The organism is Phenylobacterium sp. T106 (assembly GCF_057219735.1).
In genome coordinates this window covers 317,495-340,927 of sequence record NZ_JBXVWA010000004.1, presented here as the reverse complement: position 1 = coordinate 340,927, position 23,433 = coordinate 317,495, and the positions used below count along the sequence as shown (strand labels likewise).

Here is a 23,433-nt window from a genome sequence, read left to right as displayed (position 1 = left end):
ACCACGAGGCAAACATGTCTAAGACGATCACCAAGGTGCCCGCGAGCCTGCGGCGCGCCAAACCTCCCCATCAGGCCGAGTTGAAAGTGGAAGCCGGGCAGCCGGCTGCCGTGGACTTCAACAAGCTCTACAGCATTCGCCAAGCCGCCGAGATTACGGGACTCCACTACTGGCTCTTGCTGCGGGCGGTGAACCGGGGCGACCTGCCCAGCTACCAATTCGGCAACGCCCGCAAGCGCGTCCGCCTGCCAGACATCGAAGCGGCTATCGCCGTCGCCGGCCTCGGGGGGCGCGCGTGATGAAGAGCCTCAACCTTCCCCCGCTCTCCTTGGTCGATCTGCTGTTCGGCAAGGACTTCGATGGCCACGTCGTGCTTTGGGAAAGCACGACGAAGAAATCCCAATTCTACTCGCCCCTGGCTCTGCCCCAACTCGCTGGTGAGATCGAACGGCTCAAGCCGACTAACGATCTCTATATCGGGGTCGCTACCCAGGAGCGGGAACTCGACCCCAAGCAGCGTGGCGGAAGCAGCTCGACCGCGACCGTCGGGGGCTTCTTTGCCGACATCGACTTTGCATCGAGTAAGAAGAGCCACAAGGCCTATCCGCCCGATGAGGAAACGGCGTTGAGGGTGCTGGACAAGTTCGTCCACCGTCCCACCATGGTCATTCACACTGGCAACGGCCTCCACGCCCACTGGGCGTTTGACAAGCCGATTACGTTCCGCGACGCCAAGGAGAGGAAGGCTCACGAGGCCTGCCGCAGGGCCTTCGCCCGCGAACTCAGCCAAGTCTTCCGGAACGAGGGCTATGAGATCGATGGCGTCCAGGATCTCGCGCGAGTGTGCCGCCTGCCCGGGACCCTCAACCATAAGTCCAAGCCGCCCAAACCTGTCGAAGCGATTATCCTCAATCACGACGCGCGCATCGACCCCTCGCTATACGAAGAGGAACGGAAGCGCGTTGGCGCTAAGCCTCGTAGGAGACGGGACGGGCTTCCGGCTCACCATCTGAAAATCCGCCTGCACTGCGCCTGGTATCGGCACGTGACCGGAGAGGGCGCCGCGACGTGCCCAGAGCCCGATTGGTATGCTGCCGCGTCGATCACGGCGCGCACGAAGGATGGCGAGCAGCACTTCCACGACTATAGCCGGCAGCATCCCGGCTACGAGCCAAGGGAGGCGGACGAGAAGCTGGCGCGCGCGTTGGCAGAGGCCGGTCCCCGTACCTGCGAAGCCATTCGCGATGCGGGCAACGATCATTTCTGCGATGAATGTCCGCACTTCGGCCGAGTGAAATCGCCGATCCAGCTCGGCAGGCGCTACGACCCCGGCGAGCTTGGGCCGATCCCGGTAGGCTTCACCAACTGGGGCGCTTTCGCGCTGATCGATCAGAGGCGCCGGATCCCGGTGTTCCTGACCCCCGGCCAGATCCTCGACTACAAGGTCCTGCTCGGCCTGGCCGAGCGGGACTTCTGGCAGGGCGCTTTCCCCGACGTTGAGCGAGGCTTCGACGCAGGAGCTGCCGGGGAGACACTGATGGCGGCATGCCGCGAAGCGGGACCATTCAATCCTGCGCGTGTGAGGGGCCGAGGCGTTTGGCTCGAAAATGGCCAGGTCGTGATCAATCTGGGTGCCGAGATCCCTCAAGGCCTCAAGAACCTCTACCTCTGCTTCGAACCACTAGATGTCCCGCAGCAGGCCGCCTTCCCGACCGATCGGCTCTTGAGCCTTCTCCAGAAGTTCTCCTGGAGGCGGCCGCAGGACGCGGTTATCCTGTTGGGATGGTTGGCGGTCGCCGCGGTCTGCGGAGCGTTATCGTGGCGTCCGCACTGCTTCGTTTACGGCCCCGCGGCGTCCGGCAAGTCCACCGTCCACCGGCTGGCAAGCTCAATCCTACGTCCGCTCGGCGTGTCCATCGACGGCCAGAGCAGTGAGGCCGGGATTCGACAGGTCTTAGGGTGCGACAGCCTGCCGGTCGTCGTCGACGAGTTCGAGACCGACCAGGGCGTCTCACGGCTGGCCGGGGTCATCCGGTTGGCCCGCAGCGCCTCCTCGGCGGAGTCGCCGGTGCTGAGGGGAACGCAAGGCGGCCAAGCCATCCAATACAGTATCAGGACAGCCTTCTTCTTCTCGGCGATCAACGTCACCGGCATGAACCCGGCCGACGAGACCCGCATCCTGTTCTTGGAGTTGCTGCCCCACGAGGGGGACATCGTGCTCTATCGACACATCCAGGAGGAGCACGCGTTTTTCGAGCCCCTTGGCCCGGCTTGGTGCGGCTGGATGGCGTCCAACGTCCACCACATCGCCACGGCCATCGAGACGTTCCAGACGGCCCTGCACAGCGTTACCAGCCGCCATCGGCAGAACATGGCGACGGTCCTGTCGGGCGCTTTCATCGCCCTCCACGGCCGCCCCCCGGCGGCGCAGGAGGCGATGGCGTGGGCGGCCGAGTATGCCGGTGCGATCGAGCATCACGCTCGCGCCCACGAGCGAAACGACGCGCAGGACGCGCTGGACCACCTCTTCGCCCATGTTGTGCGCGATGAGGTCGGCGGAACCTACCCGCTAGCTCACTGGCTGGGCTGCGAACTGGAACACCTGACGGGCGCTTCCACCTCCAACGACACCGGCGGCGCGGCGCGTATCCTGTCCACCTTCGACATACGAGTCATCACCACCGGAGACCAGCCCGGCCTCATGATTCGGAACGGCTCGGCCGCCATCGACCGCATCTTCGAGGGCACGCGATGGCAGCGGGCAGCTTGGAAGCGCGCGCTGGGCCAGTACCCCGGGGCGTTCTCGCCCGCCAACCCGATCCGCTTCCCGAACTCGGCGGCCAAGTCTCGCTGCATCGGCCTTCCTCTGGAGGTCGTTCCCCCGTCCTTCGAGAAGAGGGTTTCCGATGAGTGGTGAGCACGTGGGACGGGACGGGACATAGAGATGGGTGGGTAGGGGTAGGGGTGCCCCACACCCCTAGGCCGCACGGCATGGCGTCGGCAGGACGTCGGCCACCTCGCGCAGAACGTCCCGTCCCGTCCGCCGTCCCGCTGTGATTTCACCCCTCGCGAGGTTGGAGTCAGCCGCCGCGCAGGGGATCCGCCCCGGGGAAAGGCGCCGCCTTAGTCGCCTCTGCGTGCCCTTGGTTGCAGTCTTGGTTGCAGCTCTTGGGCGTTCCCGATCGCGCGGGAAATTATGCGGCGGCTCTCGTTGTGTTTTAATTTCAATGGGATAGCGATCTGCGTCAGGCGGTCGCTCTCCATGGAGTTCCGCAGATGTCCCGCACTATCCTCGCCCACGCCCTCCCGGCACCCCGGGCGGACGCCATAGCAGCCCACGAGGCGGCGCGCACCGCATGGGCGGGCGCGACCACCGCCGCCGACATCACGGCCGCCCGCGGCCTCAGCAGGGCCGCGGTGTTGCTGGCCGCCATGGATTCGGCATGGCTCGAGCAACTCGACGCCGCCTGCATCGACGCCGAGGCCGAGCATGCCGCGGACCTCCATGCCCAAGCGGCCGACCGCCTGCGGCCCACTCCAACACAAACTCAGGCGCGCCCCGTAGGGCGCTAACGGAAACCGAAATGCACGACTTCCAGATCACCATCACCAAACGCGAGCGCGTCCGCCCGAAGGCGGGCGGCGGCACGGTCACGCAGGTTCGCTACTTCCTGAACTACTGCGACCCCAAGACCGGCCGGCGGATGCAGCCCTCGTTCGCCCGGCGCTCAGATGCCGAGGCAGCGCGCAACAAGATCGTCGCCGCCGTCCACGGCGGCATCTACAATGATCGACGGGGATCGCCCACGATGCGGGCGCTGATCGAGCACTGGGTGCAGTTCAGCGAAGGGCGCGTGAAGCCCAGCACGGTGAAGGGGTACCGGGTTGTCGCCGAGGTGATTACCGGTCCGCTGCTTCGCGGCACGCCCCGCGAGCGGTACATGTACAGTCGCTACGGCCAGGCGCCGAAGGACGCCGTCTTCGAGCCCTTGCTGGGCGACATCCTGGCGGTGGACCTCACCACCTCAGAGATCCGCAAATGGCACACCACGCTCAAGGAGCTGGTGGGCGACTACACCGCGAACCGAGCCAAGTCCGTCCTGAAGAGCGTCCTCGCCCTGGGCGAAGAGGACTTCGGCATCCGGCCTCCCTCTATGCCCACGCTGACGGGTCGCAGGAAGTCGCGGCCGCGGAAGACCATCCTGGCGCCCGACCAGATCGCCATGGTGCTGGAGGCCGCCCAGGCCGACCCTGAGCGCGGCGTCTACTACGCCTTCCCCTTCCTCACGGGCACTCGCGCGAGCGAGCAGCTGGGCCTCTTGTGGGAGGACGTGGACTTCGACGGCGGCGTCATCCGCATCCGCCGCATCCAGGAGCGCGACAATTCCCTCTGCAACATGACCAAGACCGAAGCCGGGATGCGAGAGGTCCCGATGATGCCGATGCTGCGGGAGATGCTGCTGGACTGGAAGGAGCGGTGCCCGCGGGACCCTGACTATCCCGACCGCGTCTTCCCGACGCCGGGGCGGGCGCAGGCTTGGCCCAACCCTCGCCGCATCGAGGGCGGGCGGCCGCTCAACTACCAGAACTTCAGGAGCCGCTTCTGGCGGCCGATCTTCGCCGAGCTGGGCCTGCCCTACGTCAGCCTCCACTCCGCCCGCCACAGCTTCATCTCGACGCTTCAGGCGCAGGGCGTGGAGGTCGGCCTGGTTGCCAAGCTCGCCGGCCACGCCAACCCGGCGGTGACGCTGGGCCACTATACCCAGGCCGTCCGGGGCGGCGGCGAGGCCGTGGAGCGGCTCCAGGAGGCCTACAGCAGCCCAGCGGTGGCCGCATGACGGGCGTCAACGAAGGAGCGGATGTGAACGAGTTTGCCGCGCTGTCCGGCAGCGAGGCAAGCGAGCGGTATCGGCAATTGCTTGATGCCGGTGAGGTCCAGGAGGCCTCGCGACTGCACCAGGCGTATCTTGAGACGCACCGCATCCGGCTTTCGGCTGACCAGCAGGTTGCCGAAGCGAACGCGGCTTCTCATGCACCCGCGATGAGGCCAACCCTGCACGGCTCACGCCAGAGATCGAGGATGCGGCGAGTTGGCGTCGCGCTGTCGATCTTGGGATTTATCATCGCCGCATTCAGCGCCGCGGCCGGCGTCGGGGGCGCAAGCCTCCCCCTCGCCGTCGCGCTGACTAGTGCCGGCTCAATTCTCTGGCTGGCCGGCGTCATCGAGGATCGCCTGATTGAAATATTGGGGGCGATCACTAGCTCGCAGAGTGATGCGGACTAGGGTGAAAGGTGGGCCTCCCGTCGGCCCCCGGCGAGTGGCGCTGGCCGGCGGCATGCCCGGCACGGCCCATGTACCCGTTCGAGCCCCCTCCGTGACGGCTCTCGGGGGGATCCGCCCCCCCTCTATGGCGACCCCTCGGGGAGGGGGCCGGGAGCGGAACAGCTGTGCATATTGTGTAGGTTGTGCAGGCTCCTGAGAGGTTATTGAACCCCCACGAGCCCCGCTTCGGCAGCCAGGGTCAGCATGGTGCCGAGCCGATCCGGCGTGGCGTTCGGGATGCCAGGTTGAGCGCCCGGCGACCTCGCCCAGCCGCCTTCCTCGAGCACCACTCGCAAGCGGAGTAACCGCCGACGGCCCGAGCGCGCATCGGCCAGGCCTCGCCCGACGCTCCAGTACACGTGCTGGCCGAATACCCACGCTTCGATAACATGTGCCATGAGGGCGGCCGGCGAAGCATCGAGACGCAACCGGACTTCCCGCGCCGCCATGGCCAACGGGAGGCGGTCGACGCTTTCGCCCGCTGAACTATCTGGCGCTTCGGCGAAGCACAAAGCTATGGCCCGGCGATAGAGGCCGGGAAACGTCTCCTGGTCTTCCGACCAGATGCAGGCCTGCAACTCCTCCATCAGCTCCACCGGCCCGATCTCGGCGGGCAAGCTGAGCCACGCTTGCGCAGTCGCTTCATCCTCCCCGACGGCTTTCAAGAACATCGCGACAAGGCGCTCTGTGTGCATGGGCGCGTCGAGCTTCCCGACGCACCACGAGAAGAGACCTTCAAGGGCAAGGCGGAAGAGCTGGCGCACCTGAAGCGTGCGCCACGCCCCCGCGGCGCTGGAGCCGTTCTCAGACAGCGTAGGCGACCCGGGTAGATTGCACATCGCCCGACGCAGGATTGCCTCGTCGAGAGTGGCGGAGGCGGCAGCCGTTTGGGTTAGAAGCTCTAGACCGCTCCGGCGGGCCGCGTTAGCCGACGCGCCGCCAAGGAGTTCGGCCATCACGTCCTTCTCTTCGGGGCTAGGATCGTCCAAGGCCCAGGCCTCACTCCAGGCCAGCACCTCAGCGTGTGAGATCGTGACGGGCTCCAACGTAGAAAAGGCCGGATGATCGAGGTGTGGGCGGAGCCGGGCTTCAAACGCGTCAAGTGCGCGATCGACGCCCGCCCCTGGCTTCAGCGCGCCGCTATTGATGACGTCTGAGATCAGCCACCCAAGGGTCCGCGTTGCTGGCCCGTAGTTGATAGGCGCGCTCAGTGCAGTTGAGAGTTCCCGGACGTCCCGGCGCTTGCGCCACTCCTCGCCACCAAACGTGTAGGTGCCCGCTGCGAGAAGGGGCGCGAGGACATCGCGACCGGGCAGATCCGCGCCGGGGTGGCGCGCGAACTGCGACCACACGAACATCACCTCAATTCGATCAACGAAGTCCTGCAACACCTCCGCCGGCGCTTCGACCATCCCCGCTTGCGCGGCCAGTTGGGCTGCGCGCCGCCAGGCCCAAGTGACCACGACGAAGGGCCGAATATGTCTGGCGACATTGTTCACGCCAGGAAACACGCGGTCCATCAAGTCGAAGTTGATTGCCCGCAGTCCTAGGGGGTCCACACCGCCTGGCCTTATCTGGTTTTCTGCCGTTCGGCGGGGCTCAGTGGCTTCCCGCGCCGCGGCGATGAGTTCCGCCACGCTCGCCATGTCTAGAAATCCTCCGAAAGCAGCACATGACCGCAAGGAGTGGTCGCGATTGCAGCGCTCCGGAGTTCAATCCGGACGCCGGTTGGCAGGGCGGAGTAGGAACAGGGGCACCGCAACGTGTCCGCCGAAACAAAGTGGATTTCTCGCCGGGCGCGTGCAGAGCCATCCAACGCGCTCTGCAGCTTGGTCCATTCGGGCCGCGCGCGGAGGATAGGATACTCAGCGCCTGGCACCCCGGTCTCCATCTGCCGCTTGAGAGCCCGCACTTCCTCTTGTGTGGTGGAGCCGCCAACCATCTCCGCCCAGAACTTGTCGGTGTCAGCGTTGGGACAGAGAAGCGCCCGGAACCCTGAAGCGCGGCCTAGGTCGGGAGTTGCGCCCTCTGGCGCCCATCCCTGCTTCAACATCCTCCGGCGCGCGAATCGAGCACGATTTGGCCAGCTGCGGCCAATGTCGCTCATGGCGTCGACGATCACGAGAGCAGTAGCAAGGTCACGATCTGTGTCGCCGCTCTCCGCTATCGCGGCCGTGAGGGTCTGCAGATAGTCGCGAGTACGGTCCTCGCTCGCCCCCAACGCACCGCAAATGTACTGGGTGATGGCGGCCATCGCCTCCAGCCCGCCGTGAGCCGAGGGATTTTCCATAACCCGCGCGAAGTGGCGTTCGAAGTTCGCGAAGGCCTTCCTTTCATTAGCCACCCGTCGCCGACGCCGCTCCTCGGCGCGTTTTCGGGCCGCTTCAAGTTCTTTGGGCGTGAGGCCGTCGCCAGCCTCTTCCTGGTCATCCTCGCCAGCATCCTCGCGGGCCGCGAAGGACTCTCGGGGCGCCGATAGCGCGGCGAACATGTTGTCAAGGAAGCGCCTCCAAGCCGTATCGTGGGCTGAGGACACGTCTGGCGGATGCGTGACGGGCTTGTGCGATCCCGCCGTTGAAAGCAGCTCTTGGATGTTGGCGAGCGGGCGAGGGCGGGCCGCCGACTGCCCCCAGCTGCCACCATTGCCTGGCGCTCTGGACAGCGCGTGAGGATTCTCCCAGACCCAGGCCATGAGGGCGGCGGCATCCTCCGGGGTGTCGGTGTGCGCGAGCACCGCAAGCAGCCGGGCGGCGGCCGACCCCGTTCGCCGACGGATTTCTGCCAGGTCGGCGAACGTCACGAAGCCTTCGGCGATTTTCGCCTGCGTCTCCAACCGCAGCACAACACGGCCGAGAGCCCAGCCTTGGCTCTCCATGCCGTCCGCTAGCCAGGCGAACCGCCCCTCTGGATCGACGTCTGTGTATCCGAGATCCTGCGCCACACCGCCAAACACCACCTGTAGTCGGGCACGCCCGGCCGGATATGACGTCAGGACGCGGCCGTCGATCCGCCCGGCGCTCAGCCGAGCCCGCAAGACGCCGTTGACACGCTGCTCATCGGCGTCGGCGTCTTCCGCCGATGTTGGTGGAACGGGGGCGGACGCGGGAACGCATACCCAGCCGACTTGGGAAGCCCTGGAAATGCGAAGAATGCCGGCCTCGATGTTTCGCCCGCCGCCTAGCGCTGCCGCCGTGCCGTTGGCGCTGCCCGAGAATATCAGCCGCCCACGCTGACATTGGATCTCAAATACTTTCGCGTGGAGATGCCGCTCGTCGGCCGCCAGCCATTCCACGGCCACCGGATGTACCGGTAGCGGGCACGCGCGGGGCCAGTTGTCCGCGCCGCGGCCCTCGACCCACTTCGGATGGGCGTGCACGAAGGCCTCAGAGACACCCAGGCGGGTGCAGAGTGCGGCCAGGGCGGCTCCATCGTCCCAGAAGGGCGAAGCCGCGACCAACCGGGTAGCGCCGCCCAGGCCATCCGCCTCGGCCAACAGCTGACCCGTGAGGTCGTCGGTCACGTTGTGCAGAAGCCGGATGTCGCCGTTGCGAGCGCCCGAAGCTGACGCGCTTTCCAGGGCATCCGCCACCAGTTCGAGCCGTTCACCGGCATCGTGTGTCACGCGATCCGTCCTAGTGGCGAGCGCTCGAAAGAAGCCCGCGGCGTCATCGAAGGCGTCGGCTGCAAAGCTGGGGTGCAGGTGTTCGGCGACCTCAAGATTCCCGCCCCAGCCGCCGAAGGTCAGGTTGCCCGACCCGACGACAAGGTGAGCGTCATCGGCCGACAGCAGCGCCGCGACCTTTGCGTGGAGCACCCCTTGCTTCACGCTGACGGGCTCAATGTTGTAGTCCTTGCCGACGACCCGCGCGCCGTACTCAGCGAGCGCGCCCTGAACACCCATCACATCAGCGAGTATGAGGGGCGGCGCCGAACCAGCACGCACTAGCGCGTCCAGGGCGACGGCCTCGAAAAAGGACAGGCTCAGCGCATAGGTCGTAAAGGCTGCATGCTCCCAGCGAGCCGCTCCCAAGACGTCGAGCGCCGACAGTTCCTGTGCAGCCAAGCGCGCCCCCACGTTCAAGCTACAGCGTGAGGTTGCGCAGAGGAAGCCGCTCGTGTCACTCCTTGCAGCGGGGGAACAATGGTGCAGCCGTTAGTCGAACGCTTCTTTACCTACGAGTATCGACCGCCAGACGGTGGCAACCTTCTTCCTGGAGACGAAGGCGGCTGGAGCCTTGAGGGTGTCGCGCACGCGGCCACCATCACCATGAACTACTTCATCGAAGGCAAGGTCCGCCGCCGAGCGCCGTACGACAATTTTCGTATCTTCATGGCGCCCCCGCGAAATGGCAGCTGGGCCGCAGATTTCCTCGTCCAGCTTCAGAGTCCAGGGACGTGGGCCGGGGTCGTCGCGGGATTGTCCGTGAACGTGCCCACCGTCTTCAAGGTATTCAAGCGTCTCGCCAATAGAGCCACGGGCGTGAGGCCGGCCGGGGATGAATCGGAAGCCTTTGAAGGTCTGCACCAGGGCACCTTCGATGCCTTGGTCGAGGCGGTTGAGCCCGCCCTTGTGCGCGCCCACCGTGTCATTGAAAGCAAGTCGTCCACGCTCACCCTGAGCGCGGGATCCGTTGGTTTCGTCTTCAACTCGGAAACCAAGCGCTACATCGAATCTTCAATCGTGGATCCTGCCCGCACCGTGGCCGTGGGTAACGTCGCCAGCTACAACGTCAATGGCCGGACGGGCCGTATCTTCTTTGACGACCTCGGCCGAACGGTCCCCTTCCGCATTGCCAAAGACGCAGGCCCTGAAACGGAGGTGGCGTTGGCTCGGAGCCTTGAGAACTACGCAAACAAGCGCCTAGCCAACAAGGACATACGGATTTCCTATGTCGCCACTCGCGCGGAAGATGGGTCGATCAAGAGCATTCTGGTAGTCGGGGCGGAGTTCATTTTCACGTAGCACCGGACGGGCTCGCGACGGCGCGCGGTTGCTGGCTCAGTCGAGCGAAGCCCCTTAGACGTGGGGCTCAATAGGGGTCGGGGGCGTGAATGGCGGCGGCGCAGACGAACGGGAACGGGGGCGACCTCGGCTTTGAGGCGGAGCTGTTCAAGGCGGCGGATAAGCTGCGAGGCAACCTGGAGCCCTCCGAATACAAGCATGTCGCTCTCGGCCTGATCTTCCTCAAATATATCTCGGAGGCTTTCGAGGCGCAGCGCGCCAAGCTCGAGAAGGAGGAGTACGCCGACCCCGAGGATCCGGAAGAGTACCTCGCCGCGCACGTCTTCTGGGTCCCGCCGGAGGCTCGTTGGGGGCACCTTCAGGCGAACGCGAAACAGCCAGAAATCACGTTCGTGGACGTGACGACGGGGCGCGAGCGCAAGGGGGATATCGGCGGGCTGATCGACAATGCCATGGAGGCGATCGAGAGGGCCAATGTGAAGGTCCTCAAGGACGTCCTGCCCAAGATCTATAGCCGCCCCCAGCTGGATAAAACCATGCTCGGCGAGCTAGTCGACCTATTCTCGAACGTCGATCTGAAGGGCGGACATGGCGAGGCGAGGGACCTCCTAGGCCGCGCCTATGAATACTTCATCTCGCAGTTTGCTGGTGCTGAGGGACGACGTGGAGGCGAATTCTTCACGCCCCGATCAGTGGTACAAACTATTGTCGAGATGCTGGAGCCCACCAAGGGGCGCGTCTACGATCCCGCCTGCGGCTCTGGGGGCATGTTTGTCCAATCAGAGCGGTTCGTCGAGGCGCACCAGGGTCGTCGCTCCGACCTCGCCGTTTACGGTCAGGAGCGCAACCACACCACCTGGCGCCTGTGCAAAATGAACCTCGCTGTCCGCGGGATCGACGCGGATATCGCGTGGAATAACGAAGGCAGCTTCCTGCGTGATGCCTTCCCCACACTGCGCTTCGACTTCGCAATGGCAAATCCGCCGTTCAACATCTCGGACTGGTGGCAGCCTCAGCTAGAGGGCGACGCTCGCTGGGCCTACGGAACGCCGCCTCAGGGCAACGCCAATTTCGCCTGGCTGCAGCACATCATTCATCATTTGGCACCGCGCGGCACCGCAGGAGTCGTCTTAGCCAACGGATCGATGTCCTCGGAACAGTCCGGAGAGGGCGAGATCAGAAAGGCAATGATCGAGGGCGACATCGTCGATTGCATGGTGGCCTTGCCGGGCCAGCTATTTTACTCGACCCAGATTCCCGCCTGCTTGTGGTTCCTAGCGCGAGACAAGAGCGCGAACGGGCACCGTGATCGCCGCGGCGAAATCCTGTTCATCGACGCACGCAGCCTTGGCCACCTTGTCGATCGGACACGGCGCGAGTTCTCGCGGAACGATATCAAGAAGATCACTCAGGCCTACCATCGCTGGCGCAATCGCGCCGAAGTCAACGAGACACAGGGCCTGCCTGCATACGTGGACGAACCCGGCTTCTGCAAAGCGGCCAAGTTGGCGGAGGTCCGATCCCACGGGCATGTACTTACACCGGGCCGCTACGTCGGGGCGCGAGATGAAGTAGATGATGGCGTCCCCTTCGAGCAAAGATTTGAAGAGCTTCGGGCCGCCCTGATTGAACAGTTCGCGGAAGGCCGCGCCTTGGAGTCTCGTATCGAGGCCGCTCTCGGCGAGGTCGATACTCTTGCCTGAATGGCGGAAGATCACGCTCGGCGAAGCGGCTGACTTGTCAGTAGGCTTTCCGTTCAAGAGCGCCAGCTTCACCGAGGACGCAGACGACATTCGACTGCTTCGAGGTGATAATGTCGCCCAGCGTAGAGTGCGTTGGGACGGCGTCAAACGCTGGCCGAAGGCAGATTTCGAGGCTCTGCGCCAATATCACTTGAGCGTCGGCGACATCATCCTAGCGATGGACCGGCCTTGGATCGAAGCCGGGCTCAAGTGGGCGGTGATTGGGGCCGCCGACTGCCCATCACTGCTGGTGCAACGTGTCTTACGCATACGGGCAAAGCCCGGCGTCGATCAGCGCTTTCTTGCTGGCATCGTGGGTTCGCGCTCATTCACGGAGCACATCCTGGGTGTTCAAACGGGCACCGCTGTGCCGCATGTAAGTGCGAAGCAGGTCGCGGCGTTTTCGTTTCTCCTTCCTCCGCTGGCCGAACAGCAGCGGATTGCGGAAGCGCTTTCGACACTAGACGAAAAGATCGAGCTGAACCGGCGGATGAACGCGACGCTGGAGGCAATGGCTCAGGCCGCTTTCCTAGATTGGTTCGTCGAATTCGGACCCGTCCGCCGCAAGCTATCCGGCGCAACCGTCCCCGTCACGATCATGGGCGGCCTCACTGCCGATGTTGCTAGAGCCGCTGAACTTGCGGCGCTCTTCCCGGATCGCCTCACCCACAAAGGGATTCCGGAACGGTGGGCGGAGCGCGCGATCGGCGACCTTGTCGAAACGATGGGCGGATCGACGCCAAGCACGGCAGACGAAAGTTTGTGGAACCCACCTGAGCATCGTTGGGCCACCCCAAGAGACCTGTCAGGGATGTCGGATCTTGCGCTCCTCGACACCGGCCGCCGCATTAGCGCGGCAGGATTGGCAAGAATCACGTCCGGCCTCCTACCCGTAGGCACCGTACTTCTCTCGTCACGCGCGCCAATCGGCTACCTGGCTATTGCCCAGCAACCTGTAGCCATCAATCAGGGCTTTATTGCCCTTGGGCCCACCTCAGATATTGGCAGCGCTTACCTATATCTGTGGTGCCGGGCGAACATGGACTCAATAATTGCAAATGCAAATGGGTCTACCTTTCAGGAGATAAGCAAGAAGAATTTTCGGCCTATTACATCCATAGTCCCAAACGACCTTTCTGTTGTCCGTGCATTTTGCGAGATCGCTCAGCCTCTAATCGACCGCATCGTCGCCGGAGCGCGCGAAAACAACGCTCTTGCAGATACGCGCGATTATCTCCTGCCTCGCCTGATGTCCGGACAGGTCCGCGTGTCCGCTCGCAACGGGACCGCGTGACAGGATGGAATATTTTCGCCAACGCTTTCGCGATCACCTCAACGAGAACTGGCCGGTTACTATTGGCACAATGCAGTTCGACACCGCTGAGGTATTCGAGCGGATGGCAGCAGACGACTTTGAGGCCAGCTTCGCGGAGTGGTCCCAGGGTGAGCGTCAGCGATGCGGTGAAAGGGCTGCAGAGTTCCTCGAAGAAAACGGATGCCGGGATCGGTTTGACGCTCTTCTCGAACGGTTCGAAGCTAAGCAGGTAATTCCATTCATCGGTGCCGGAATGTCTGTTTCATCCGGCTTCCCGCCCTGGGGCGATTTCCTTCGGTCACTGATGACCGACGCCCCCGACCATAAGGCCGACCTCGAGGCAATGATCGGCGAAGGTCGCTACGAGGAAGCGGCGCAGCTCGCCTTCGACGCTGTAGGGCCGCGAGTGTTTGACGAAGAGATCGGTAACCGGCTTGGCAATCGCCGAAAACAGCCCGCTGGGCCGGTGCGCCTCTTACCCCAGTTGTTTTCGGGTGAGCTACTCACGACGAACCTGGACTACGTGCTCACCAAAGTATTCCAGGAATCACATTCCGGATTTACGGCGGAAATCGCAGGGCCTGCGCTTCGAGACGCACTGGTTCGACTTGGAGCCGATCCACATTGTCTATTGCGCATACATGGCGAAGCGGCATCAAACATCGGCCGGGTCGTAACAGCTGATGAATATACCCGAGCCTACGGCGACGAGAAAACTGTAGCCGCCATCTTGGGTGAGATTTGCGGCCCTCGAAGCATCCTTTTCCTTGGCTGCAGCCTGACGAGCGACCGGACACTGCAAGTCCTGAAGGAAATAAACCTGAATTCTTCGGTCTCACGACCACCGAACTATGCCTTTCTGCCCCTCTCCGCTAACGCAGATAGAGCGTCTCGCAGGAAGGATCTGGCAGAAGCGGGCATTCACCCAATTTACTACCCCGACGGCGACCACGATCAATGCATCGAGGACCTGCTCATATCGCTCATGGAGGGCGGCCTGTGACCACTTCCGCGATCGTCGCCCCGTGACCAGCGGCTTCTCCGAGGACGTAGTTGAGGCAGCCGGCATTGAGATCCTTAAAGATCTGGGCTGGCTGTATCTGCACGGGACCACCATCGCCCCGGACGGGCCGGCGCCGCAACGCGCGGCGTTCACCGATGTGGTCCTGCTCCGCCGGTTAGAGGTGGCCCTTGGGAAGTTGAATGCTGGTGTTCCGGAGGCCGCGCGAAACGAAGCGCTGCGCCAAGTTCTGACCAGCGCAACCGGGTCCCTTGTGGAGGAGAATCGTCGACTTCACCGGATGCTGACAGACGGGGTCGATGTTGAGTATCGGGCCGACGACGGCCGCATCGTGTCCGACAAGATCTGGCTGATCGACTTCGCCGACCCCGACGCGAACGACTGGCTGGCTGTTAACCAGTTCATCGTAGTTGAGGCGGGCTGGAACCGCCGCCCGGATGTGGTCCTCTTCGTCAACGGGCTCCCTTTAGCAGTGCTGGAGCTGAAGAATCCTGGGGACGAGAACGCCACGCTCACCGGAGCCTTCAACCAGCTGGAAACATACAAGGGACAGATACCTAGCTTATTCCGCACGAACACCGTCTTGGTGGCATCCGATGGGATGGAAGCGCGTATCGGGTCTCTCACCGCAGACTTTGAGCGTTTCATGCCGTGGCGGACGATCACTGGGGCTGACGACGACTTCACGCACAAGGGCGCGCCCGAGCTCGAGACGCTTTTGCGTGGGGTTTTCGACCGCGAGCACTTCCTCGCCCTGATCCGAGACTTCACCGTTTTCGGTGACGGCGAGAAGGGCCCGTTCAAAATCATCGCGGGCTATCATCAATTTCACGGCGCGCGAAAAGCCATTGCCGAAGCGATCGACGCTGCCGGGCCGGAGGGCGACCGAAAAATCGGCGTGGTGTGGCACACTCAGGGTTCAGGCAAGAGCCTGCTGATGGCCTTCTTTGCAGGCCTGGTCGTCAAGGCGCCTGAGTTGGAGAATCCAACAATCGTTGTGCTGACCGATCGCAACGACCTGGACGACCAGCTCTTCTCGACTTTTGGTTTGTGCCGAGATCTTATCCGCCAGACCCCCGAGCAAGCCGATACCCGTGAGGATTTGAGGCGGCTCCTGAGCCGTACATCAGGCGGCGTAATCTTCGCCACAGTGCAGAAGTTCGCGCCGGAGCGGGGCGAAGAGCGATATCCGGAGCTAACCGACCGTCGCAACCTGATCGTCATGGCCGACGAGGCGCACCGCAGCCAATACGGCTTCGACGCGCGCCTAAACCAGCAGACCGGAGAACGGCGCTACGGCTACGCCCATTACGTGCGCCAAGCCATGCCGAACGCCTCCTTCATCGGCTTTACGGGCACACCGATCGAGGCCGACGACGTCAATACTCCCGCCGTGTTCGGCGACTACATCGACGTTTATGACATCAGCCGTGCCGTCGAGGATGGCGCAACGGTGCCGATCTACTACGAAAGCCGGCTGGCGCGCATTGAGCTGAACGAGGACGAGAAGCCCGTTATCGACGCGGAGATCGAAGCACTCGTCGAGGACGAGACCCTAACCGAGGCCGAGAAAGCCAAGGCCAAGTGGTCCACGGTGGAGGCCCTGGTCGGTTCGCGCAAACGCCTGAAGCAGATTGCTGCGGACCTCGTACAGCACTTGGAGGCTCGCCTGGAGGCATTGGACGGCAAGGCCATGGCCGTCTGCATGAGCCGCCGGATCTGCGTCGATCTTTACGATGAGATCGTTGCCCTCCGGCCGGAGTGGCATTCCGACGACGACGCCAAGGGTTCGGTGAAGATCGTCATGACCGGAGCCGCATCGGATCCCCTAGCATGGCAGAAGCACATCGGAAACAAGAGGCGGCGCGACCTCTTAGCTAAGCGCGCACGCGATCCGTCAGATCCACTAAGGCTCGTGATCGTGCGCGACATGTGGCTCACCGGCTTCGACGCGCCGTGCATGAACACCATGTACATTGACAAGCCGATGCGCGGACACGGCCTGATGCAGGCGATCGCGCGCGTGAATCGCGTCTTTCAAGATAAGCCCGGCGGACTGATAGTCGACTACATCGGGATCGCGCAGAACCTAAAGACCGCCTTGGGGCAATATACCCAGGCCGATCAGGAGAAGACCGGCATTGACGAAGCCGACGCCATCGCCGCGCTGATGGAGCGGTACGATGTCATTTGCGCCATCTTCCACGGCTTCGATTACACACCTGGAATCACAGGCACTCCGACGCAGCGCCTGGCGTGTTTGGCCGGGGCCGTCGACTGGGTCCTGAAGTGGGGAGAAGCGGAGGCGGCCAGGGTGGCCGGTCCTGAAGAGAAAAAGCGGGCGCACCGCAGGTATCAGGATCTCGTGCTCGAACTGAGCAAGGCCTATGCGCTTGCGTCCGCTAGCGATCCGGCCCGTGAAATTCAGGACGAAGTTGGGTTTTTTCAGGCGATCCGCGCCGCCTTGGCTAAGAGCAGCGCCAAGGGCGGGCTCAGCACTGCGCAGAAGACGCTCGCCGTCCAGCAGCTCATCGACAAGGCAATCGCGTCGGCAGACATCATCGACGTCCTGAAGGCTGCCGGCATTTCATCCCCTGACATCTCCATCCTCTCCGACGAATTCCTGTTGGAGGTGGCTGGGATGGAGAAGAAGAACCTGGCGCTGGAGGCCCTCAAAAAGCTTCTCGCGGGCGAGATCCGGAGCCGCGCCAAAACCAATGTCATTGAGAGCAAGGCCTTCTCTCAGCGCCTCGAAGACGCGGTCGCGCGCTATCACGCGGGAGCCATTTCCGCGCTGGAGATGATCCAGGAGCTGATCGGTCTAGCAAAAGACCTCAAGGCCGCGGAAGCGCGCGGCGAGGAGACTGGCCTCACGCCCGAGGAGCTGGCCTTTTACGACGCCTTGGCTGAGCATGAGCAAGCGGTGGAAATTATGGGGAGCGAAGCGCTGCGCGTGATTGCCCATGAGCTTGTGGACCAGCTTCGAAAGAACGCCACCGTCGACTGGCACCATCGCGAAAGCGCAAGGGCACAGATGCGCATCCTCGTGAAGCGTATCCTGCGCCGTTTCGGCTACCCGCCCGACCTTTCAGACGCCGCAGTGCAGTCGGTACTGGCCCAAGCCGAAGCGCTGCTCCGGGAAACAGCCTGAGGTCTGCTGCAACCAGGCTGCAACCAGGGCCTTACGAAGGCCCCGCAGCCAGCCCCGAGCAAGCGGGCCGAAGGCCCCTAGGGCCTAATTTTCCTTCGTCTTTCGGGATCTCGAATTTGGAGCGGGCGAGGCGATTCGAACGCCCGACCCCAACCTTGGCAAGGTTGTGCTCTACCCCTGAGCTACGCCCGCGCTCCGAGGGGCGATTGTCTGCCCCAAATGCGAGAGGCGGCCTTATGGCAGACGGCATTTCGCATTGCAAGCGGCCGAATGGGGCCTCGATGCGCTTCGCGCGTCAGCGGAACTTCGGCGCCTTCAGCCGGCGCTTGTTGACGTGCCCTTCCGGCGGCGCGGCGACCTCTTCGGGGTACTCGCCCTTGAAGTAATAGCGCTGCCAGGCCTCCTTGGTGGCCTCGGGGTCGCCGCGGAAGATGCGCTGGTTGAACTCGGACCGGTGCTTCTCCCAGACGTCGTACTGGTGGCGCAGCTCGGGGTCGGAATCCATGCGCCGGATCACCGGCTGGATCTCGTGCAGCGTCTTGTCCTGCACGAGGGTGATGAAGCAGAACGGCTCGCCCTTCTCGAACCGCACGCGGCCCGGGCGCGTGAAGATCCAGTTCATCGTGAAGGGGAAGGGCAGCCAGTCTGTCTCCACGACGCCGGCCAGGGGCTGGATGCCGTCCTTGACGTGGTTGGGCGGCCCCATGGCCATCATCGACCAGCCGGGCGGGGTGCGGAACAGGTAGCCCGGGTGCAGCGTGAGGACGCCATGGCTGAAGTGGCTGGTGGCCAGGCGGTGGAAGTCGGGGTTCGGGTAGTCGGGCCGCAGCGTCAGGTCCTGCTGCATCAGGCCGCCGTTCCATTCGGCGGTGAACGCGACCGGACAGAGGATCTCCCAGCCCGACGAGTTGGCCATGCTGAGCGGCAGGCACCGGTAGGGATGCCGGGCGTGGAAGTTGTCCATCCAGGCCCGCTGCGGCCGGCCCGGCACGATCTCGGGCGGCCGCTCGGTGGTCGGGAAGCACTCGAGTTCCATCGGCGGCTGGGTCACGGGCCCTCCAGGCGGGGTTTGCGCGCGACCCTTAAGGCCACGCCCGCAGCGACGTCCAGCGCGCAGACGAAAAGACCCCGCCGCGAGGCGGGGCCTTCGTTGACGCTTGCGCGGCGGCTCAGGCGAGCGCGCTGCGCCGGCGGCGGATCATGGCGCCGGCCATGCCGAAGCCGCCGATCATCAGGGCCCAGGTCGTGGGCTCGGGGACGGCCAAGGCGGCAAGCCCGTCGAATTCGAAGGAGTTGCCCCGGGACCTGAAGGTGATGGACTGCACCCCCGGGCCATCGAAGCTATAGTAGACGCGGCGGCCCCACGACTGGTCGCCGGTCAAGTCCTCCGGCAGATTGGTCCAGAGGTCCTCACCGGAGACGGTCACCGCGCCAGAGGCGCTGGCGAAGGTGAATTCTACGTCGTTGTACTCGTCCGGAGAGCCGAAGTAGAAGCTGAAGCCGCGCATCGCCCGGCCCAACGCAGTGAGCGTGGCTGAGCCCCCGTTCTCCACCGTCCAATACTCGCTATCGCCATAGGCGTAGGCGCCATTGGGATTGTTCGGGTTCACCGGGATGGGTGGCGGAGCGGACTGGCCAGGATCCAGGCCCAGCGAGCCATCGCGCTGATAGGAAAGTGCAGCGTTGTTGAACGACCACGCGTAGCCGGGATCGATCGCGTTGTCGAAATCGTAGATGATCTGGTGACCGTACGCGAGACCACTGTAGAATCCCGGGCCCCCAGTCAGATTGCCGGGCTCGCTCGACAGGACAGTCACAGTGACGGCGCTGGCGGATCCTGCGGATATCGTCGCAAACACAGCCGCAACAGTCGCGGCAAACAGCCGGCGCTTCATGACCTGGTTCCCGTCTCTCATCAGCCGCTCGTGACGCGGCTCCCACGTCGTTAACCCTATTGGAAGGTCGGGCGCCCGACGAATCGAATCGCTTCAAAGGCGAAGCGGGGCCGGAAACGCCTGCGAAAACAGGCTCGGCCATGGGCGGACCTCGCGCCGGACGCGAGGCCTGTCGCCCGCTTCCAGCGCGTCGAAGGTCCTAGGCGCGGCCCTGCGGCTTCGCTATGGCGGCGGCATGCGGACCCGCGACGACCTCCTGGCTTTCCTCGCCGACATCGGCGTGGCGGCCACCACCTACGACCACCCGGCCGTCTTCTCGGTGGGCGAAAGCGGCAAGATCAAGCAGGAAATCCCGGGCGCCCACACCAAGAACCTCTTCCTCAAGGACGCTAAGGGCCAGCTCTGGCTGGTTTCGGCCGAGGCCCATGCCGAGATCGACCTCAAGCGCCTGCACACGGTGGTCGACGGCGCGCGCATGTCCTTCGGCCGCGCCGAGCTGATGGAGGAGACCCTCGGGGTGACGCCGGGCTCGGTGACCGCCTTCGGCCTGGTGAACGACCGTGACCACCGCGTCCGCTTCGTGCTCGACCGCACACTCGCCGAAGCCGAGCTCGTGAACTTCCATCCGCTGACCAACACCGCCACCATCACCGTGAGCCAGGACGGCCTGCGCCGCTTCCTCGCCGCGATCGGGGTGACCCCCATGGTGGTGGATTTCGTTGCAATGCGCCGGGTGGAGTAGCGGCGAGGCCAACTTGCGACCATCTTGGGCGCAGGACGTTTGGTGGCGACCAAGGGACAAGGAAGACCGGGCATGACCCTCATCGGCGAAACCCAGGGCGGGCAGGGCAAGGGCGCCCCCGCCGACCTCATCAAGGACGCCACCGACGCCAGCTTCATGGCCGACGTGGTCGAGGCGTCGAAGACGACGCCCGTGATCGTCGATTTCTGGGCGACCTGGTGCGGTCCGTGCCGTCAGCTGGGCCCGGCGCTCGAAAAGGCGGTGACGGCCGCCAAGGGCGCGGTGAAGCTGGTGAAGATCGACATCGACAAGAACCCTGCCTACGCGGGCCAACTGCGCGTGCAGTCGATCCCGGCGGTCTTCGCCTTCGTCGACGGGCGGCCGGTGGACGGCTTCATGGGCGCGCTCCCGGACAGCCAGGTGAAGGCGTTCGTCGACCGCCTGGCCAAGCAGGGCGGCGCCTCGCCGATCGACGCCGTGCTGGACCTCGCCAGGGAGTCCCTGGAGGTGAACGACCTGGGCGGCGCGGCCCAGGCCTACGCCCAGGCCCTGCAGATGGATCCCGGCAACGCCCGGGCGATCGGCGGCCTGGCGCGGCTCTACCAGCAGCAGGGCGACCTGGAGCGCGCCGCCGAGGTGCTGGAACTGGCCGCCCCAGACGCCAGGGACCCCGACATCGACGCCGTGCGCGCTGCCCTCGCGCTGGCCGCCGACGCGCCGTCCGAGACCGCCGAGTTCGAGCAACGCCTCGTCGCCGACCCGGACGATCACGAGGCCCGGCTCGAGCTGGCGAAGGCCCTCGCGGGCTCGGGCCGGATGATGGAGGCCGTGGACCAGCTGATCGAGTCCATCCGCCGCGACCGCGAATGGAACGACCAGGCCGCCCGCAAGCAGCTCCTGACCATCTTCGAAGCGGCCGGTCCCGTGTCCGAGGTGGCCAAGCAGGGCCGTCGGAAACTCTCGTCGATCCTCTTCAGCTAGAAAGGCGGCCGCCATGGCGCCCTACCGCCAGATCGCCGATCTGCCGCAGCTGATCCCGGTGTTCCCGCTGGACGGCGCGCTGCTGCTGCCCGGCGGCGAGCTGCCGCTGCAGATCTTCGAGCCGCGCTATCTCAACATGGTGGACGACGCCATGGCGGGCGACCGAGTCATCGGCATGGTCCAGACCCGAGGCGGCTCGCGCGCGCGCCCGATCCTGTCCGACGTCGGCTGCGTCGGGCGGATCACCAGCTACGCCGAGACGTCGGACGGCCGATACTTGATCACCCTGACCGGCGTCTGCCGCTTCGAGACGGGCGAGGAGCTGGACCTGCGCATGCCCTACCGCCAGGTGCGCGCCGGCTATGCGCGCTTCGGCGCCGATCTCGACCGGGACCTGGACGTCGAGGTCTCCGAAGCCGCCCGCGCGAGGTTCGGCCAGGCGCTGAAGCGCTACCTCAACCGCCGCGAGCTCGACATCGACTGGGAGACCGCCAGCGCCGCGCCGCTGGAAGCCCTGGTGAACAGCCTGTGCATGGGCCTGCCCTTCGAGCCCGCCGAGAAGCAGGCCTTCCTCGAGGCGCCCGACCTCGCGGCCAGGTTCGAGGTCCTCACCACCCTGCTCGAGATCGACACCACCGAGCCGGATGACGAGCGGCCGCACCTGCAGTAGAGGCGGGGCATGTCCGAAGACGCGCAACAGCACGATGTCGACCCCCGCCTGATCGAGGTGCTGGTCTGCCCGGTGACCAAGGGGCCGCTGGCCTATGACCGGCAGAAGGGCGAGCTGGTGAGCCAGGGCGCGCGGCTGGCCTATCCGATCCGCAACGGCGTGCCGATCATGCTGCCGGAAGAGGCGCGGGCGCTGGGCGAAGGCGAGTAGCGGCCCCCTGGCCGCGCCTGCTCGCTCTACAGCGCCTCGCCGCGCAGGAGCCGCGGCAGGTCGCCCACCGCGCCGCCGGCCTCGTGCATGAAGAAGCGCCGCGCCGGGCCGATCCGGTTGACCACGGCCATGCCGGCGCCGCGCGCCACGCGCAGCAGCGGGTTGTCGTTGGAGAACAGACGGACGAAGGCGTCCATGCCGGCGGACAGCATCACCGTGTCGAACCGTCGCCACGCCGCGTAGCGCTCGAGCACCGCCGCCGAGCCGATGTCCTCGCCCTGCCGCATGGCGTCGACCAGCACCTCCGCCAGGGCCGCCGCCCCCTTCAGGCCCAGGTTCAGCCCCTGGCCTGCGATCGGGTGCACCCCGTGGGCCGCGTCGCCCAGCAGGGCCACACGGGGGGCCGTCAGCCGTTCGGCCAGCTGCAGGCTGAGCGGATAGGTGAAGACCGGGCCTTCCACCGAAATGGCGCCCAGGAACTCGCCGAACCGCCGCTCGAGATGGGCCTGGAACATCTCCGGGCGGGCGGTCTTCAGGGCGGCGGCGCGGGCCGGGCTTTCGGTCCAGACCAGGCTCGCGCGGTTGTCCGTCAGCGGCAGGATCGCGAACGGACCGGACGGCAGGAAATACTCGTGGGCCACGCCCTCGTGCGGTCGCTCCAGGCGGACGGTCGCGACCACGCCGGTGTGGCGGTAGTCCCAGCCGATGACCCCGATGCCGGCTTCGCTCCGGATCACCGAGCCACGCCCTTCGGCGCCCACCACCAGCGGCGCGCTCAGCACCCGGCCGTCGGCCAGGGAGACGTCCGCGCTGCGGGGGCTGAACACGGCGCCGGCCACGCGCGCCGGCGCGACCACCTCGATGCCGGCCGCCTTCACCGCCGCGGCCAGCGCCGCGCGCGTGCGCCGGTTCTCGAGCAGGTAGCCCAGCGGTTCGCCGTCGGACCGGTCCGCGATCTCGGCGGAATCGAAGCGCAGGAAGAATGGCAGCTGCGCCCCCGCGGCCGCGCCGGGGGCCGTGGAATCCGTCACCAGGATCTGCTCGATGCGCTGGGCGTGCGGGTCCAGCGCCTCGGCGAGGCCCAGGGCGCGCCACTGGCGGTAGGCCGCGTAGGCGATGGCCGAGGCCCGGCCGTCGAAGGTGGGCGCAAGCTGGTCGTCGAAGACGACGGGGTCCACCAGAACCGGTGTCAGGCCGGCCCGCGACAACGACAGCGCCAGCGTCGCCCCCGCCATTCCGGCCCCGGCGATGATCACATCGGCTTTCGCGCTCATGGCCGCGATAGGCCACGAACGGGAACGGCCGTCCAGCATCCGAAGAAAGAATGGACCCTTCGGTCCATGTTTCCCTTGAAGGCCCCCGCGGCCGGGTCTATCTCGATCTTGGACCCGTCAGTCCATTTTTGAGTACGGGGGAGTGC

General features: G+C 65.1%; 19 protein-coding genes and 1 tRNA gene. 14 read left to right on the top strand and 6 right to left on the bottom strand.

The genetic code is table 11. The annotated features are described in order from the left end of the window. The first annotated feature begins 14 nt into the window (after nucleotides 1-14). The 5 genes from AC2D8W_RS11950 to AC2D8W_RS11930 all read left to right on the top strand — a co-directional run bounded on the left by AC2D8W_RS11950 (nucleotide 15) and on the right by AC2D8W_RS11930 (nucleotide 5,284). Nucleotides 15-299: a hypothetical protein gene (locus tag AC2D8W_RS11950; protein WP_484671720.1), complete on the top strand. Its 285-nt coding sequence runs from the start codon at nucleotides 15-17 to the stop codon at nucleotides 297-299. Beyond that, a complete protein-coding gene (locus AC2D8W_RS11945) occupies nucleotides 299-2,917 on the top strand; it encodes a hypothetical protein (RefSeq protein ID WP_484671719.1) in 2,619 nt (872 codons plus the stop codon). Before AC2D8W_RS11950 ends, AC2D8W_RS11945 begins: the two co-directional genes overlap by 1 nt. A gap of 359 nt (nucleotides 2,918-3,276) precedes the next feature. Next, nucleotides 3,277-3,573 (top strand): hypothetical protein, encoded by a 297-nt coding sequence (locus AC2D8W_RS11940; protein WP_484671718.1) that lies wholly within the window; start codon nucleotides 3,277-3,279, stop codon nucleotides 3,571-3,573. A gap of 11 nt (nucleotides 3,574-3,584) precedes the next feature. After that, a complete protein-coding gene (locus tag AC2D8W_RS11935; RefSeq protein ID WP_484671717.1) occupies nucleotides 3,585-4,838 on the top strand; it encodes a tyrosine-type recombinase/integrase in 1,254 nt (417 codons plus the stop codon). Next, a complete protein-coding gene (locus AC2D8W_RS11930) occupies nucleotides 4,835-5,284 on the top strand; it encodes a hypothetical protein (protein ID WP_484671716.1) in 450 nt (149 codons plus the stop codon). The genes AC2D8W_RS11935 and AC2D8W_RS11930 overlap by 4 nt, the downstream gene beginning before the upstream one ends. A gap of 200 nt (nucleotides 5,285-5,484) precedes the next feature. Here AC2D8W_RS11930 and AC2D8W_RS11925 read toward each other — a convergent pair whose 3' ends face one another. Both AC2D8W_RS11925 and AC2D8W_RS11920 read right to left on the bottom strand, forming a co-directional pair. Then, complete coding sequence (locus AC2D8W_RS11925; RefSeq protein ID WP_484671715.1) at nucleotides 5,485-6,969, bottom strand: hypothetical protein; 1,485 nt, start codon at nucleotides 6,967-6,969, stop codon at nucleotides 5,485-5,487. Nucleotides 6,970-6,971: 2 nt separating this feature from the next. Further along, nucleotides 6,972-9,386, bottom strand: a complete 2,415-nt coding sequence (locus tag AC2D8W_RS11920; RefSeq protein WP_484671714.1) for a phospholipase D-like domain-containing protein — start codon at nucleotides 9,384-9,386, stop codon at nucleotides 6,972-6,974. A gap of 78 nt (nucleotides 9,387-9,464) precedes the next feature. Here AC2D8W_RS11920 and AC2D8W_RS11915 point away from each other — a divergent pair, with 78 nt between their 5' ends. The 5 genes from AC2D8W_RS11915 to AC2D8W_RS11895 all read left to right on the top strand — a co-directional run bounded on the left by AC2D8W_RS11915 (nucleotide 9,465) and on the right by AC2D8W_RS11895 (nucleotide 17,515). After that, nucleotides 9,465-10,286, top strand: a complete 822-nt coding sequence (locus AC2D8W_RS11915) for a DUF7946 domain-containing protein (protein WP_484671713.1) — start codon at nucleotides 9,465-9,467, stop codon at nucleotides 10,284-10,286. Nucleotides 10,287-10,375: 89 nt separating this feature from the next. After that, on the top strand, nucleotides 10,376-11,989 hold the full coding sequence (locus AC2D8W_RS11910) for a class I SAM-dependent DNA methyltransferase (RefSeq protein WP_484671712.1): 1,614 nt from the start codon (nucleotides 10,376-10,378) through the stop codon (nucleotides 11,987-11,989). Further along, on the top strand, nucleotides 11,982-13,322 hold the full coding sequence (locus AC2D8W_RS11905; protein ID WP_484671711.1) for a restriction endonuclease subunit S: 1,341 nt from the start codon (nucleotides 11,982-11,984) through the stop codon (nucleotides 13,320-13,322). Before AC2D8W_RS11910 ends, AC2D8W_RS11905 begins: the two co-directional genes overlap by 8 nt. 70 nt (nucleotides 13,323-13,392) lie before the next feature. Then, nucleotides 13,393-14,346: an SIR2 family protein gene (locus tag AC2D8W_RS11900; protein ID WP_484671710.1), complete on the top strand. Its 954-nt coding sequence runs from the start codon at nucleotides 13,393-13,395 to the stop codon at nucleotides 14,344-14,346. Nucleotides 14,347-14,368: 22 nt separating this feature from the next. Further along, on the top strand, nucleotides 14,369-17,515 hold the full coding sequence (locus AC2D8W_RS11895; RefSeq protein WP_484671709.1) for a type I restriction endonuclease subunit R: 3,147 nt from the start codon (nucleotides 14,369-14,371) through the stop codon (nucleotides 17,513-17,515). Between the two features lie 117 nt (nucleotides 17,516-17,632). Here the strand turns inward: AC2D8W_RS11895 and AC2D8W_RS11890 are convergent. The 3 genes from AC2D8W_RS11890 to AC2D8W_RS11880 all read right to left on the bottom strand — a co-directional run bounded on the left by AC2D8W_RS11890 (nucleotide 17,633) and on the right by AC2D8W_RS11880 (nucleotide 19,410). Further along, nucleotides 17,633-17,707 (bottom strand) — tRNA-Gly (locus AC2D8W_RS11890). Between the two features lie 103 nt (nucleotides 17,708-17,810). Further along, a complete protein-coding gene (locus tag AC2D8W_RS11885) occupies nucleotides 17,811-18,551 on the bottom strand; it encodes a DUF6065 family protein (protein WP_293482389.1) in 741 nt (246 codons plus the stop codon). A 133-nt stretch (nucleotides 18,552-18,684) separates the two neighbouring features. Then, nucleotides 18,685-19,410, bottom strand: coding sequence for a PEPxxWA-CTERM sorting domain-containing protein (locus tag AC2D8W_RS11880; protein WP_484671708.1), 726 nt, complete (start codon nucleotides 19,408-19,410; stop codon nucleotides 18,685-18,687). Between the two features lie 235 nt (nucleotides 19,411-19,645). Here AC2D8W_RS11880 and AC2D8W_RS11875 point away from each other — a divergent pair, with 235 nt between their 5' ends. The 4 genes from AC2D8W_RS11875 (at nucleotide 19,646) to AC2D8W_RS11860 (ending at nucleotide 22,013) form a co-directional block, all read left to right on the top strand. Next, on the top strand, nucleotides 19,646-20,152 hold the full coding sequence (locus tag AC2D8W_RS11875) for a prolyl-tRNA synthetase associated domain-containing protein (RefSeq protein WP_484671707.1): 507 nt from the start codon (nucleotides 19,646-19,648) through the stop codon (nucleotides 20,150-20,152). 72 nt (nucleotides 20,153-20,224) lie between these two features. Continuing rightward, entirely contained in the window at nucleotides 20,225-21,133 is a 909-nt protein-coding gene (locus tag AC2D8W_RS11870; protein WP_484671706.1) for a tetratricopeptide repeat protein, read from the top strand. 13 nt (nucleotides 21,134-21,146) lie between these two features. Continuing rightward, nucleotides 21,147-21,803 carry an LON peptidase substrate-binding domain-containing protein gene (locus tag AC2D8W_RS11865; protein WP_484671705.1) on the top strand — a complete coding sequence of 219 codons (657 nt, stop codon included), beginning with the start codon at nucleotides 21,147-21,149 and terminating at the stop codon, nucleotides 21,801-21,803. 9 nt (nucleotides 21,804-21,812) lie between these two features. Continuing rightward, nucleotides 21,813-22,013: a Trm112 family protein gene (locus AC2D8W_RS11860; RefSeq protein ID WP_484671704.1), complete on the top strand. Its 201-nt coding sequence runs from the start codon at nucleotides 21,813-21,815 to the stop codon at nucleotides 22,011-22,013. A gap of 26 nt (nucleotides 22,014-22,039) precedes the next feature. Here the strand turns inward: AC2D8W_RS11860 and AC2D8W_RS11855 are convergent, their stop codons facing one another. Then, the gene (locus AC2D8W_RS11855) at nucleotides 22,040-23,287 is read right to left on the bottom strand and encodes a UbiH/UbiF/VisC/COQ6 family ubiquinone biosynthesis hydroxylase (RefSeq protein WP_484671703.1); all 1,248 of its coding nucleotides are present in this window, start codon (nucleotides 23,285-23,287) and stop codon (nucleotides 22,040-22,042) included. Nucleotides 23,288-23,433 lie beyond the last annotated feature (146 nt).